Raw genomic sequence first — 14,055 nt, 5'->3', positions numbered from 1 at the left:
GCGTCAGCACCGCAGGCTTCACTCAAAATGTTTATCACTTTTCAACCAGGATTCAAACGCTATCGCGGGCATCGGGCGAGCGTAGAGATAACCCTGTCCTTGGTCGCATCCGATGCTTCTCAGAAAAGAACTCTGCTCAGCGGTCTCCACGCCCTCCGCAACAATCTTGAAGCCCAGGGCATGTCCCAATTCAACGACGGTTTTGGTGATGGCCGCATCATTTTTGTCGTGAGGCAGATCGGAAACAAAGCTGCGATCAATTTTCAGACTGTTGATGGGCAGCATCTTTAGATAAGCCAGGGATGAGTAGCCTGTACCAAAGTCATCGATCGCCGTCGTGATCCCCAGGCTTTGGAGCGTACTCAAGACTTCTCTGGAGTGCTCTGGACTTGCCATCATCAAACTCTCCGTAACTTCTACCTCCAGGACACTCGCGGGTAAATCATATTTATATAACGCCGCTCGAAGTGTTTCGACGTAATCAGTTCTGTCGATTTGTATAGCCGCCACATTGACAGCGACGACCCCGCAAGCAATATCACTATCAATCCAGTGCCGAATGTCGCGGCAGACCCTGTCGACAACTTGCTCACCGATCTGGATTATCAGTCCCGTACTTTCTGCCAAGGGAATGAAGTCTGCCGGGCAAATGAGGCCGTGAACCGGATCCCGCCAACGAACCAGTGCCTCGGCGCCTTCAACCTTATCGCTCATCAGGTTGATTTTTGGTTGGTACCAAACTTCAAACTCATGGTTTTTTACGGCACGACGCAGGGAGCGCTCCAGGATCAGACGTTCCTGCGCACGCAGGGTCATCTCAGGCTGATAGAAGCGGTAGTCGTTGCGGCCTCCTTCTTTGGCGCCGTACATGGCTGTATCCGCTTGACGGAGCAATTGTTCCGGCGTTTCGCTATCTTGCGGTGCCACGGCAATCCCGATGCTGGCGGTCAGCAGCGTAGAGTTTCCCCGTAGATCAAAAGGCTCCTGGAGAGACATCAGTAGTTTTTTCGCGACGACGATGGCATCGGTTGGCTGGCTGAGGTTGTTCAAAATGACCGCAAACTCGTCTCCGCCTATTCGAGAGATCGTGTCCTCAAGGCGTATACACTGCGAAAAGCGAATACCGGCTTGCTGCAGTAGCAAGTCTCCCATCGAGTGGCCAAGGCTATCGTTTACCGTTTTAAAGCCATCCAGATCGACCAAAAGCACTGCCAGTGCCTGGTCATAGCTTAAGGAAAGATCCAGGGAGTGCTGGAGTCTTTCCTGGAAGAGGAGGCGATTGGGCAGACCGGTAATCGGGTCATAATGCGCCATGCGGTCAAGCTCGGATTGCGACTGATTGATAGCTGACATATCTGAAAAAACAGCCACATAATTGATCGGCTGACCGAATTCATCGAGCACCGTATTTATCGTCATCCACTTCGGATAAAGCGTGCCATTTTTTCTACGATTCCAGAGCTCACCGCGCCAAAATCCATTCGCCTTGAGGGTCGCCTGGATATCTCGGTAGAAATCGAGATCTTGCTCCTCTGAAATAAGAATAGAGGGCTTCAACCCTATAGATTCTTCTGCGCTGAATCCTGTGATGTCAGAGAATGCTTTATTGATCGATACAATATGACCTAGGGCATTAGTGATAATCACCCCGTCGGCGGTATTCTCCAAGACAACGCCCGCGAGTCGTAATTGTTCGGTACGTTGTTTTATTTCAGTGATGTCAGTAGAAATACTGAGGACGCCTGTTTGCTGACCATCATTGTCGTAAAGAACACACTTGGTTGTAAGGTAAACATGAGTAGTGTTATTTCTGTCGATCGCTTCCTCAAAGCGCATGGCACTTCCAGTGGCGAGAACCTGTTCGTCATTTTGACGTTGGGTGCCAGCCTCTTCAGAGGTCAGAAAGCTTTCACGCGGCCTGCCGTTCATCTGCGCAAATGATAAGCCTACTGCACGCTCAAACATGAGATTGCAAAGTTGAAGATTTCCCTGAAGATCGAACACATAAATCAGCGACGGTGCATTATCCACTACATCCTGAAGCAAGGTCGTTTGAGAGAGTAACGCCTGCTCAGCTTTTTTACGGTCGGAAATATCTCGAACCACCGCATACAACATCAACTTGCCCGACAAAGCGACGGTGGAGAGAGTGACTTCAGCTGGAAATACCACCCCGTCTGCACTTTTATGGAGCCATTCAAAACGATGAACACCTTTTTCCATGGCCATGTTCAACATCACTTGTGCTTTCTTTGTCGTGCATTGACCATCGCTTTGAAAAGGAGGAGAAATATCGGTGGCTTTGACTTCATGCAGTGTTTCCAAGTCTTCATAACCGAATAACTTGAGTGCTGCGGTGTTGGCATCACTACAAATGCCTCCACGACGCAGGATCCAGATCGGATCTGGCGAACGCTCAAACAGGGCGCGGAAGCGTGCTTCACTTTGCACTAAAGAGAGCTCTGCAATCTCACGCTCTTCAATTTCCTTGGCGAGCTGCGCATGACGCTGGCGAATCAGGCGGTGACTTCGGCTGAGTTGAGCCGCAAGAAAGGTAAAAAAGCCAGTGCAGGTCAGCGCAAAAATAAACAAAGGTGAGGTGAAGAGTGTGTTGCTCCTCCAGCCTTCCCGAGGAATCGCCGCGAGTTGCCAGGTGCCGCCAGGCACATCGACAGAGGTTGTAATGGCATCTTCTGTAAATATTGCAGGGTTTCCCCAGATCATTTTTCCATTGTTGCCTAACCCATCCGCACCTCGTAAGGCCAGCTCAAGCGTCCCACGCGCATTGATGCCACCGGCTTCAAGCAATGCATCAACATCAGCCACAACCGACGCGGCCCCCCAGTAACGATCAGTACCGTCGTCGGCGGTGACAAACACCGGGCGCCGATGGACGAACCCCCGTCCTCCCTGGAAAAGGTCAATAGGGCCTGCCAGCACCGGGACTCTTGACTCCCGAGATCTCAATACCGCAGCGTACTGACCGGGCAGATTGCGATAATCAACGCCTAAAACGCCTTCATTACCTTTGATGGGATAGACACTGCGAATGACGTCGTTGGGAGCAAGCGCGATGTGATGGATATGTGATTGCAGAGCCATTGCCTGCTCTGCCATGCCCTCAAAATGCGCAGTTGTTATGCCGCCGTCCAACCTCAATAGCTGAACAATACCTTCCGTTGCGTCAAACGTAGCGTTTATTTGGCCTTCTAAATGAGCTCGGACGCCCGTTAGTTTAGAAGTGACTTGTGCTCTGTCCTTGTTTGATTCTTGCTGGACTTCCAGGTGCCCAAGCGTCACCGAAAGCAAAGTACCTAACAACAAGATGCTAATAGGGAGCAACACGGATCGAAGCGACCAGTTGTGCGAAAGGATCGTAGCTGGTGCCAAACCTGGGTTCGCCATCCGTAATTCTTCCAATGTTTAAGCCCCCGTTATTTTGTGATGGGCAGGTCTTGATGTTTCTGACGTCCGTTTCGCAAATAGTTGCCGATGTCCTTTCAAGGTCAGGATCAATACCTATACAAAATAAATATCATGTCTAAGGGGTGGAAAAAGTAGGGCATTCAGTCATCGGTCAGATAAAACTCCTGTCATAGGCTTCGGGCAAACTTTTGCAAAACCCTTCCTGTAGGTGGTTACTGGAAAACTTTCGCATTAACGCTCTAAATCTTTTGAGGGTAGAGAAGTCGAAAGGTGCGTTTTACCGCGTGAAATAAAGAGAAAAAACATAATTTTGTCTGCCTTGGGATCGCAAATAGGCCTTATGGGCCCCCTCTGTCGTTTTTTAAACGGCGATCTGCTTGGAGTACAGCAGGTTGCATGGCAATAAATAAGACGTTTCGTCGGCTTCCTTGACGGGCTCGAACTCTGCTCTGCGGTGACCGGATACACTCGTTCACCCTTCATAGGCCCACTCGGCGTTTCGGTGATGGTGTCCACCTTTTTTGCCCATGCCAAACCTATGAGTCGAAATACCCGATGAGTGATTTTGAAGATACAGCGCGTGAAGTGCTTTCGTTCTTGCGGCAACGGCTAGGGTTCGATTTGTGGATGGTTACCCGGGCCGACGGCGATGACTGGACTGTTCTGCATTGCGAAGATCATGGCTATGAAATTCAGCCAGGCAAAATTCTCAATTGGAGTGATTCTTTTTGCAGTCACATGGTCAAGGGGTTCGGGCCACGAATAGCGCCGAATGTCGGGCTGGTACCTTGCTATGCAGCGGCACCCATCAGTCGCCAGCTGACCATCAACTCCTACATTGGTGTGCCACTTCTCCTGTCCGATGGCTCCTTGTTCGGCACGCTGTGCGCCATTGATCCATCGACTCAACCTGAAAAAATCAGGGAAGACCAAGCACTCATTGAAATGGTCGCCAAGGTGCTCAGCAAGATTTTGCAAATGGAATTGAGGGCCGATGAAGAGGCGAGCAGAGCGGAGCGATTTGAAGCGCAGGCGCTTAACGATGCCTTGACGGGACTTTATAACCGTGCCGGCTGGGATCAGTTGGCTGCGGCTCAGGATATTCGAAACCGTCGTTACGGACATGCCTCAGCGGTTGTGATTGTTGATATAGACGATTTGAAACTCATCAATGATGGCAAAGGTCATGCTGCGGGTGACAGTGCGCTCAAGAGTGCCGCTGACGCCTTGAATCACGCGTCGAGATCCGGCGATATCGTTGCAAGGCTGGGGGGAGATGAGTTCGGAGTCATCGGCGTCAATTGCGACAGAGTTGGCGGCGAGGCGCTTCGCGAGAGGGTCAATCAGTCACTTCAACTGTTGGGCGTCAGTGCTTCTGTCGGTTTAGCCATGGCTAACGCTTCCAACAATATCAGCTCGGCCATGACGCTCGCTGACCATGAGATGTATGAGCAGAAGCGCCTGAAAAAATTGGTAGAAGTGGCTTCTCCCGTACTTTGAGATTTACCGACAGGTACTTTGACCAGGAACGTGGTTCCACGCGCTCGGTCGGAAGTTACATCCAAAGTGCGGCCACAATCTCGGAGGCGATGTACAGGCCCAACCCCCCGTAACGCCTTGGAATGCAGAGCTTCGCCGGGTACCTCGATGGTTCTTGCAAAATCCTCCCAAGCTTGCAGTATCGGCTCAAGATTTTTGATGATGAGGTCTGACAAGCGCATGCCGATAGATCCTGGTTATTCGTAGGCCTTCGTCAGGCGTAACACCTCAGGTGTAAGGGGGGAGGGCATGGCGGATTTCATCGAGCTCGTCCCAGGGGCGTGTCCTCGCTGAAGCTGCTCTGGAACACGTTGTGGTATGGGGGAAATCGCTTTCTCTATCGAGTTCGGATTGCGTCGCCTTGCATGACTTGCAAGTGACGCTAGCCCGTGAAAGGCTCCAGGTGCCGTGCCAGGCGATAAGACTTTCCGAAGGAGACATGGTAATCAAAAACTCTACAGACTTTGTACAACATTAGTTTCTTGTATAGGTTTTGGCGAGTAAATTTTGCATTTTTACTCGCTTGGTTGCTCCGAGGTGATTACGCCTGCGACAGGGTTATAAGTCGCGCTTTCTGGGTGGCTGATCGCTGTGATCCCGTGGAAACCAAACGACCCTACGATGAAGCCGCACAGCCAACCGTCATGGCTATGGATCGAATCAGACTCTGCGGTGTCGATGTTTTAGATGGGTATAAAGATTCGCAATTTCGAATCAGCCCCATCTTGGCGGAACGAGATGCACAGCACCGATGATTTTCGATTCAAATCCCATCAATTCCTGCTAGAGCTCGACGCGGCAACCACTGAAATGATGATGTTGGTTTCGATTCGCGAGACGACTGGCGACCGTTGGGCGCTGGCAAGCCAACGGCATTGTGAAGCCTATGCCGCCTGGAATTCGTTCATCAACGAATCATCCCGACCTTCGCCGAGTGACCTGGTGACCTCCAAATAGAAAGCGGGTTTTAGAGTTCCGCTAGCCAGAAACTAAGTTAGAGTGCTCAGAAGGGCTCTCCACTTGATTCGCGTAGTCGCGCCGAGCGATTACCGCGAACGAACAGGGCAAAAAAAAACGTCAATCAATCGTTATGTGAAGAATGAATCGTGCGCTGTTTGTTTCTCTGGATGGGCCCAAGGGCGCCGGCAAAACCACACTGTTGGAGGCCGTCACAAAAGTACTGAGGGCCGACAACAAAAAGGTGATCCGACTTTGCGAGAAAAAAAGCGATCCCTATCGAGGTGAAACAATGACCCTCGTGAACCAACTCGTCAGAAATCCCACCCGGGATCTGGAGTTGCGGGTTTGTGAGCGCCTTGCTGACAGCCGTACCTGGATTTCCCGGCACGTACTGGCTAAACAGCCACCCGACAGCATTATCCTGATCGATCGCTGGTACCCGTCTGATGCCGCGTTTCGCCAGATAGTCCCGTTTGCAGAGATTTTGCAGCTGAACATTGATCGAAACGTGCAAGTGCCAGACCTGCATGTCGGGGTTGTCACCGCCCCTGATATTTCATGGGCCAGGGCAGCGGCGCGATCGCGTGGGTTGAGCAGTACGGTGATGCATAAGCTGGAAGAACATGTCGCTTGTACCAAAGCGTTCGAGCGAGCGATTGCAGATCACGGCTGGGTGTTATGCCGTAATGAAGGAACGCTCGAAGACGCAACGATGCAGGTGATTTCCGAGATCTATAAAGTCCTTCTCGGGCGTCAGGAGCATTGCTAGCGTCATGAATGCGCGATGCGGTGTGACGTGCTTGGCAGCTAACGCTATACAAGACCGACAAACGAAAGAATAACGAGGACGATCACAACTGCGCCGACGATGTAGATAATATTGTTCATGAATGCCACCTCTATATATGAACAGGATTACGACGAACAAGGTCGTCTAATACAGACGACACCTTGACTCGCCATTCCGTTCCGCAAACGGGTCTCAACGGCGGCGCAATCGCAGCAGAGCTCTTGGGTTGCCGTAAAGGGCCTACAGATTGCTTGGGCTGTTCGCTGATCAGGAATGAAACTGAAGGGAGCATTCAGCCAAGCGACACCTCGCGAGCAGTGTCAAACCCAATATCGACTCACCGCGCCATGCAAGCCCTGAACGGGATCCTGCTCTGGAAATGGCAGCTTTTGAATGCTCGCCAATTGCTCTGAAGTCGGTGCTTCGCGACAGATGTCCGCGTGCTGGTCAGGGGGGTAGGCACCGACAACAAGAAAGTCACTGCTGGAATCGACATTGCAGTGACCGGTACCGGCAGGCAAGAGCAACACATCCCCACTGCTGACCTCCAATATCCGCCCACCCGGCCCGCCAAGCATCAAACGAGCGTAGCCAGCGGCGACGCCGAGCACTTCATGACCTTCGGTGTGATAGTGGTGATAGTCATAAACCCCGTAGCGCCATTGCGGCGGCCAGCCATTGGTGCTGAAGGTTCTCTCGAACAGCGCCGCCGGGTCGCTCCCTTGAATGGCAATCGCCTTGATGTAAACGAGCACAGGAAGGCGAGGGTTGTTAGGTACCCAACCGTTTTGTTCGAGGAGCAGCATTTGCACGGGAGCATCGACAACCTGTGACCTGACCATAAGAAGTCCTCCGCTTTCGAGTAAGTGTCTTGAAGACAACTTTTAAAGCCCGATCCATTAAGGACATTTGAGGCTCTTCAAATGTTCAAGAAATCCAGGCAGCAGCGTTCCCTTGGTGGTCGCAAAGCAATGGCCAGTGATGTCGATCGAATTTTCAGCAAGTGGTTTGGCAACTTGGATACTGTCGAATTGTTCCCAGAGACATTCGGTCGCTGATGATCTCCTCGGGAGAAAGGCGGCCAGGGTGTCACAGTCATTGAAGAGTGTTCTACCAGCCGCATCCGCGCATTGTGAAGAGGCGCCCAACCGCAGCTGGGCGCCATTCGAATCAACCAGTGTGGTGACTCTTGGCAAGGCCATAGACGGATGTGGCGATGCCCTCGAAGCGCGCTTTTAACTGCAGCGCCAGATACAGCGAATAATGCCGTGACTGATGCAGGTTGCCACCGTGGAACCAAAGGTTTTCCTGCTGAGTTGGCTTCCACATGTTGCGCAATTCGCCCTCGTACGGGCCGGGATCATTCGTGGTTCCAGAGCCCAGGCCCCAGCAGCGACCGACCTTGTCAGCGACTTCCTGGGAAATCAGCTTCGCCGCCCAACCATTCATTGAGCCATAGCCTGTGGCGTAGACGATCAGATCTGCCGGTAGCCGGCTGCCATCGTTGAGTACGACGGCATCTGCTTCGATGCGTTCGACACCCAGGCCGGGCGCGCTCTTGAGCTTGATCGTGCCGTTGGCGATCAGCTCGCAGGCGCCGACATCGATGTAATAACCCGAACCACGGCGTACATACTTCATGAAAAGACCAGACTCGTCGTCTCCGAAATCGAGCATGAAGCCGGCCTTGGACAGGCCCTCGTAGAAGTCCTTGTCACGCTCCTTGATCGCATCAAAGATAGGTTTATGAAAGCTTGGCATCACCTTGTAGGGAATCGAGGCGAACAGCATGTCGGCCTTGTCCGTGGTCAAACCCGACTCCAGGGCGTCTTCAGAGTAGAGCCCGCCGAAGACGAGATCCATCAAACTGTCGGAACGCACGATGTGGGTGCTTGAGCGTTGCACCATGGTGACCTCGACGCCATTCTCCACCAGGTCGGCGCAGATATCGTGAGCCGAATTGTTCGCCCCGATGACCACCGCGCGTTTGCCGCTCCAGGCGTCTCCGCCGGGATGGCGGCTGGAGTGATGCTGCTGGCCATTGAAAACCTCGGCACCCGGATAACGGGGCACATTGGGTACGCCGGACATGCCGGTGGCGAGGATCAACTGGGTCGGCTGTAACGTCAAACGCTCACCGTCGCGCTGCACTTCAACCTTCCAGGTGCCACTTTGCTCGTCAAAACTGGCGCTCACGCATTCTGTGCGCGGCCAATAATTGAGCTCCATGACTTTGGTGTACATTTCCAGCCAGTCGCCAATCTGGTCTTTTGGAGTGAAGACTGGCCAGTGATCGGGGAAGGGCAGGTAAGGCATATGGTCGTACCAGACAGGGTCATGCAGGCACAGCGACTTGTAGCGACCGCGCCACTGATCGCCAGGACGCTCGGCCTTGTCGACGATCAGCGTTGGCACGCCCATTCGCTTGAGCCGCGCAGCGAGCCCCAGTCCACCCTGGCCGCCACCCACGATCAGGCAGTAAGGTTGGGTGGTAATGCCTAGCGCCGCTTCTTCATCGCGACGGCGTTCCAGCCAGTTGCGTTTGTCAGCGTGGGCGTGACCATGAGTTGCGCCCATTGGACGACGGCGGCCGCTGGGTTCTTCAAAGCCTTTGAGCTCGCGCATGGTCGTCAGCAGCGTCCAGCACAGACCGTCCTTTAGACGCACGTAGCCTTTACCTCGCGCTGCATCGGTTTCCAGGCTGATCCAACCTTCGAGCACACCGTCATTGAGCGTCGCCTCACCTTCCAGTTTCCATCGCTCGGGACGAGTCTGGTCGAGGCGTATTTCGAGCATGTCTCGGATCGCAGGCTTGCCTTCCAGGGTCACCAGGTTCCAGCTGAAAAGTAGCAGGTCACGCCAGTGACACTCGTCGGCAAACAGTTCCAGTACGCCGTCCACATCACGTTGGGCGAGACGTTCACCGAGGTTTTCGACCCAAGCCGCGAGCTGATCAGTTGGCGTGTGCACAGGTGTTTCAACAGCGATGTTCATGGGGCATCTCCGATCTTGTTGTTTTTGTACCACTTGCCCTAGAGCAAGGCTCGGGCCACCTTCGCGAAAGCCCCATTGCAGAGCGGCTGCGGAGGTGTTGCTCAGGCGTGGATTCGCAGATCTGTCACGTTTCTGGAAATAGTGGATGACAGAGTGTCACTCGGTGCAAAAAGCGCTGGTTGCGGTCTTTTCATATAAGCTGCAAACAGACCCGTGTCCTGACCGTAACGGAGAACAAGAACAATGAAGCCGGCCTTGATCAACGCCCATGCACAACAAGTGCTGCAAGCCGTGCAGGGCACTCACGCCCCCCTTGGCCCGATGGCTGACCTGGCCATCACTCGATCCTGGCGCCGGTGCCTGGATCAATATCAGCTCGATCCTGCCAGTCGCCGTGCGCCTAACGTGGTTGAGCATCCACGCTTGCAGGATCATCGCGCGCCACTGGAACACATCATCTCCGTAGCGCACTGGCAGATGAGCAACTTGCACCAACAACTCGGACGTGATGGCCACGTGGTGCTGCTGACCGATGCTCGCGGTGTGGCGATCGACAGTGTGTTTAACGAATCCGAACGGGCCGAATTTCAGCGTTCCGGGCTGTGGCTCGGTTCGGTATGGAGTGAAGATTGCGAAGGCACCAATGGTGTCGGCACCTGCCTGGTCGAGCGAAAGCACGTAACCATCCGTCGTGATGAGCATTTCCGTGGCAAGCACGTCGGTCTGACCTGTTCGGCGAGCCCGATATTTGATGCGAGTGGAGAGTTGCTGGCCGTGCTCAATCTCTCTTCCGTCAGGGATGACCTCAGTCTTCAGCAGCATTTCCAGGCGATGGCATTGACCAACCTGTCGGCCAAGTTAATAGAGAGTTGTTTCTTCCTGGGGCATGATCCGCAACGATATTTGCTGCGCTTGCACCCTGAGGCAGGCTTCGTTGGCATGCTGGGTGAAGGCCTGATCAGTTTTGACGAGAATGCCCGTATTTGCTCGGTCAACCATGCTGCGCTGGAACTGCTGGGCCTCAGCCGTGATCAAGTGATCGGCCAGTCTCTGACAAGGCTGTTGGAAACCCCTATTGAGCAGATGATGAGCCAGGCCAGCGCTCAGCCGAGTGTCTGTTGGCCAGTGCGGCTGGTGGACGGCCGCCAGTTCTACGGGCAACTGCGAGAACCCGCGCACCGGGCGCCCTTGGTCATTCCCGCGACACCCAAAATCAACGACGTGCACGTGTGCCTTGAAGACCCACGCCTGCAACGCGGCTTTGCTCGCGCATTACGTGTTCTGGAACGTGACGTCCCGGTGTTTTTGCAGGGAGAGACCGGTACGGGCAAAGAAGCTTTTGCTGCGGCGCTGCACCGCGCTAGCTCCCGAGCCAACCAGCCGTTTGTGGCGATCAATTGCGCAGCCATTCCAGAAACGCTGATCGAAAGCGAGCTGTTCGGCTATCGCGGCGGCAGCTTCACCGGTGCACGTAAAGACGGGATGATCGGCAAGCTGGAACAGGCCCACGGCGGCATATTATTTCTTGATGAAATCGCCGATATGCCACTGGCTCTACAGACTCGCTTGCTTCGCGTGCTGGAGGAACGTCAGGTGGTGCCCTTGGGCGGCGCGACGGCACGCCCGCTCGATGTTCGCCTCATCAGCGCCAGCCACCAGGATCTGCACGCCTGCGTGGCCGAAGGGCGCTTGCGCGAGGATCTGTTCTACCGCGTTGCTGGATTCGCCGTGCACCTTCCACCGCTGCGTGAACGATCAGACAAGGGGCTGTTGCTCGACCTGTTGCTGCGCGAGGAGGGGGCAGGAGGCAGGATTCGGCTGGAGCCGGGCGTCAGAGAGCGCCTGCTGACGCAGCCTTGGCCAGGCAATGTCCGGCAGCTGCGTACGTGCCTGCGCACGCTGATAGCGTTGGCGTTTGAGGGGCGTGTCACCCTGGACGATTTGGCGGAGTTGCTGCCGGCAGCGCCAGCGTCAGTTGCGCCCGCCGAAAATCCGCTGGGCGTGTCCGAGCGGCAGACACTGCTCACATTGATTGAGGCGGAACACTGGCATATCGCCCATGTTGCCGCTCGGTTGGGGATCAGCCGCAATACGCTCTATCGCAAACTGCGGCATCACGGTATTTCTCGACCTGGTTGAATGCGCAATGGCATCCACCCCTTGGCGAGCTTGTGTCATTTCATGTCTCTGGCCTGCACCCACAGCACGGCGTCTTGCGACAGGGGTTTGCCTTTATGGGTTTTCGTTGTACCGATGTCGAGCGCTGCAATGCCCCACCATCCGGCCCGGGGCAGGCCGATGGTCACGACGCCCGAGGAATCCGCGTACGTGCTCAGGGATTTGAATGATGCTTGAGGTGCCGTTACGTAGTCTTGCTGGCCGAAGCTGTTTTTCTCGATGTCGACTGAATGGTTGATGTATTCGATCTCGATTTCGGCGAACGGAACGGGCTTGCCGTCGGCCAGCACCAATGCGCGGAACACGCCGCCCGTCCAGTTTGCATAAGGCTTGCTGAGTGGCTGGATTTCAACCGGCAACCCTTGCGGTTCTGCCCAGTTGCCGGGCACGCCGCCCACGTTCACGATGAGTTTGGTGAACTGCTGGATGTAGACACCTTCCTCGGTTTCCAGGTAAGGCTCGGGTTCGAGTACGAAGATATGGTCACCCAGTGAGCGTACCAACTCGCGTGGAATCGACGCACGATAGGCGGTCGTACGGTTATCGCGACTCTGCCATTGGACAGGGCGCAAATATTGGCGCAGATCGATTTTTTCCCCGCCGTGGGAGCTGATGTGGCTGAAGGCGCGAGGTTCATCCATGGCCATGGTCGGGCCGCCGGAGAAGGGGTGTGTGAACACGAGCGCGAACTCCAGTTTATCCGAGCGCGGCAGCGCCGTTTCCTCGACGTAGAGCATCTGGAAATGGGCCTGTGCTGCGCCGGCCAGGCAGGCTAACGTAACGGCGGCAAGTGCCTGTAGCAGTCGTCGTTGGATCGGCATGGTCGATTTCACCTTGAAATGTCGGAGGACTGAATCGTGGCTTCATGGTTGTCTCCGCCCATGAACACAACGGAGTATTTTTCGGCGGGGGGCTGGAATGCGTAGGTGTTGTCGGTGCCCACGATCCCTTCGAGCAACACCTTGTTGCTGGTGTCCTGGACATGGATTTTTCTGCCAGCGGCCGAGCTGCCGTCGGTGTAACCCGCCTCGCACTTCACCCGATCATCGCTCTCGATGTAGCAGTCGAAGACGGGCCCATGAGCAAAGGCTGCCTGGCAGAACAACAGGGCGCCTGCTATCAGTATCCGATGTGCTGAACCTAGGGGTTTCATAAGGTCTTCGATCTCCACGGTCGAGGTTGATCATTGGTGCGGCGGTGTGTGATCGCCGCGCGTATTGGCGCCAGGTGGCGCGAAGGCTGCCAGCAAGGCATCCAGGTTCGAACTCAGGAGTGCTTCGTACCCGTTGGCCGAGTCCGCGAGCATTCCCGGGTTGCCCGCATCCAGTATCAACAACCGTGCGCCGCCGTCCTCGATGGCCTTGGCGATCCTGGCGTCCGGTGCCCACTTGTGGACCACCACATGGATGTCACGCTCACGCAGGTATCGGGTCAGTGCGGTGCGGTCGGCGTCGCTCCAGTCGATGTCCTGTCGGACGAACCAACCGTCGACAAAAATGCCGAACTCGCCGAACAGGTAAGTGAACTCACTGGCCAGCGACAGCACCCGCAGCTCCGGCACGGCCACCAGCCGGGCTCCATAGTTGGCCTTGAGTTGGCGCAATCGCCCTTCGAGTGCGGCGAGGTTGTGCGCTATCCGAGGCGCATCGGAAGGGGACAGGCGTGCCAGGTCGGTAGCGATAATCACCGACATGCGCATGGCATTGACGGGGCCGAGCCAGGCGTACGGCGAAAGCCCACCATCGACGCCGCGCTCGGTGGCCCAGGGAACGTCGTTCGATGGCACGCGGGTCACGGCCACGCCCGGTTTGATGGTGTCCCATGAGTGCGAAGCATCGATCTCGACGATTCGCAGATTGTGGCGACGGGCCGTCGCGTACAGAGGATCCGCGCGCCAGAGACTGCCCAGAGTGACCACGGCTGCGGCCTGCTGGAATGCAGCGGCGTCCAGGCGCGACAGCGCGTTCGCCTGGCTTTCCATCGGCACGGCAGCGTCCGCTGGAAGACGGACGACCTCGATAGTCGTGCCGTCGCTGAGTGCCGAGGTGAGCGCATACACCGCTGGCAGCGCGATAAGCACCTGCTGCCTGCCGATATCCGCGATGGCACACAGCGGGTTGCCGAGCAGCAGTACCACCATCGCTAGCCAGGAACGACGTGACATGCAA

10 protein-coding genes are annotated in these 14,055 nt (G+C 55.3%); 4 read left to right on the top strand and 6 right to left on the bottom strand.

Annotated elements, in window-relative coordinates; genetic code table 11:
- Window positions 1–18: 18 nt before the first annotated feature.
- Window positions 19–3,405, bottom strand: coding sequence for an EAL domain-containing protein (locus ACM6I0_RS10920; protein WP_285435026.1), 3,387 nt, complete (start codon window positions 3,403–3,405; stop codon window positions 19–21).
- 576 nt (window positions 3,406–3,981) lie between these two features.
- On the opposite strand from ACM6I0_RS10920, the gene ACM6I0_RS10915 reads away from it, so the two are divergent.
- The 3 genes from ACM6I0_RS10915 to ACM6I0_RS10905 all read left to right on the top strand — a co-directional run bounded on the left by ACM6I0_RS10915 (window position 3,982) and on the right by ACM6I0_RS10905 (window position 6,694).
- A complete protein-coding gene (locus tag ACM6I0_RS10915) occupies window positions 3,982–4,926 on the top strand; it encodes a sensor domain-containing diguanylate cyclase (RefSeq protein ID WP_285435025.1) in 945 nt (314 codons plus the stop codon).
- A 777-nt stretch (window positions 4,927–5,703) separates the two neighbouring features.
- The gene (locus tag ACM6I0_RS10910; RefSeq protein WP_285435024.1) at window positions 5,704–5,922 is read left to right on the top strand and encodes a hypothetical protein; all 219 of its coding nucleotides are present in this window, start codon (window positions 5,704–5,706) and stop codon (window positions 5,920–5,922) included.
- A 142-nt stretch (window positions 5,923–6,064) separates the two neighbouring features.
- Window positions 6,065–6,694, top strand: a complete 630-nt coding sequence (locus ACM6I0_RS10905; RefSeq protein WP_285435023.1) for a dTMP kinase — start codon at window positions 6,065–6,067, stop codon at window positions 6,692–6,694.
- A gap of 341 nt (window positions 6,695–7,035) precedes the next feature.
- Here the strand turns inward: ACM6I0_RS10905 and ACM6I0_RS10900 are convergent, their stop codons facing one another.
- Window positions 7,036–7,557 carry a cupin gene (locus tag ACM6I0_RS10900; RefSeq protein WP_285435022.1) on the bottom strand — a complete coding sequence of 174 codons (522 nt, stop codon included), beginning with the start codon at window positions 7,555–7,557 and terminating at the stop codon, window positions 7,036–7,038.
- A gap of 328 nt (window positions 7,558–7,885) precedes the next feature.
- Window positions 7,886–9,709 carry an NAD(P)-binding domain-containing protein gene (locus tag ACM6I0_RS10895; protein WP_414922232.1) on the bottom strand — a complete coding sequence of 608 codons (1,824 nt, stop codon included), beginning with the start codon at window positions 9,707–9,709 and terminating at the stop codon, window positions 7,886–7,888.
- A 243-nt stretch (window positions 9,710–9,952) separates the two neighbouring features.
- Between ACM6I0_RS10895 and ACM6I0_RS10890 the strand changes: the two genes are divergently transcribed.
- Complete coding sequence (locus ACM6I0_RS10890) at window positions 9,953–11,848, top strand: sigma-54-dependent Fis family transcriptional regulator (RefSeq protein ID WP_285435020.1); 1,896 nt, start codon at window positions 9,953–9,955, stop codon at window positions 11,846–11,848.
- Window positions 11,849–11,883: 35 nt separating this feature from the next.
- Here ACM6I0_RS10890 and ACM6I0_RS10885 read toward each other — a convergent pair whose 3' ends face one another.
- From ACM6I0_RS10885 to ACM6I0_RS10875, 3 genes are read right to left on the bottom strand one after another with little or no spacing between them, the layout of a single operon-like run.
- Window positions 11,884–12,708 (bottom strand): DUF4198 domain-containing protein, encoded by an 825-nt coding sequence (locus tag ACM6I0_RS10885; RefSeq protein WP_285435019.1) that lies wholly within the window; start codon window positions 12,706–12,708, stop codon window positions 11,884–11,886.
- A gap of 8 nt (window positions 12,709–12,716) precedes the next feature.
- Window positions 12,717–13,058 carry a hypothetical protein gene (locus ACM6I0_RS10880; RefSeq protein ID WP_285435018.1) on the bottom strand — a complete coding sequence of 114 codons (342 nt, stop codon included), beginning with the start codon at window positions 13,056–13,058 and terminating at the stop codon, window positions 12,717–12,719.
- Window positions 13,059–13,070: 12 nt separating this feature from the next.
- Entirely contained in the window at window positions 13,071–14,051 is a 981-nt protein-coding gene (locus ACM6I0_RS10875) for a metal ABC transporter solute-binding protein, Zn/Mn family (protein WP_414922231.1), read from the bottom strand.
- Window positions 14,052–14,055: the final 4 nt, after the last annotated feature.

The organism is Pseudomonas sp. IT-P294, assembly GCF_949767865.1.
In the GTDB taxonomy this organism is placed as follows: Bacteria; Pseudomonadota; Gammaproteobacteria; order Pseudomonadales; family Pseudomonadaceae; genus Aquipseudomonas.
Note: the sequence above shows the minus strand (reverse complement) of the source record. Positions and strands in the feature narration are given on the sequence as shown.

Bases quoted from the DNA above. Each gene is read 5' to 3' on its own strand.
- ACM6I0_RS10900 (WP_285435022.1), bottom strand. From the start codon at position 7,557: ATGGTCAGGTCACAGGTTGTCGATGCTCCCGTGCAAATGCTGCTCCTC.
- ACM6I0_RS10890 (WP_285435020.1), top strand. From the start codon at position 9,953: ATGAAGCCGGCCTTGATCAACGCCCATGCACAACAAGTGCTGCAAGCC.
- ACM6I0_RS10875 (WP_414922231.1), bottom strand. From the start codon at position 14,051: ATGTCACGTCGTTCCTGGCTAGCGATGGTGGTACTGCTGCTCGGCAAC.
- ACM6I0_RS10910 (WP_285435024.1), top strand. From the start codon at position 5,704: ATGCACAGCACCGATGATTTTCGATTCAAATCCCATCAATTCCTGCTA.
- ACM6I0_RS10915 (WP_285435025.1), top strand. From the start codon at position 3,982: ATGAGTGATTTTGAAGATACAGCGCGTGAAGTGCTTTCGTTCTTGCGG.
- ACM6I0_RS10905 (WP_285435023.1), top strand. From the start codon at position 6,065: ATGAATCGTGCGCTGTTTGTTTCTCTGGATGGGCCCAAGGGCGCCGGC.
- ACM6I0_RS10885 (WP_285435019.1), bottom strand. From the start codon at position 12,708: ATGCCGATCCAACGACGACTGCTACAGGCACTTGCCGCCGTTACGTTA.
- ACM6I0_RS10920 (WP_285435026.1), bottom strand. From the start codon at position 3,405: ATGGCGAACCCAGGTTTGGCACCAGCTACGATCCTTTCGCACAACTGG.
- ACM6I0_RS10895 (WP_414922232.1), bottom strand. From the start codon at position 9,709: ATGAACATCGCTGTTGAAACACCTGTGCACACGCCAACTGATCAGCTC.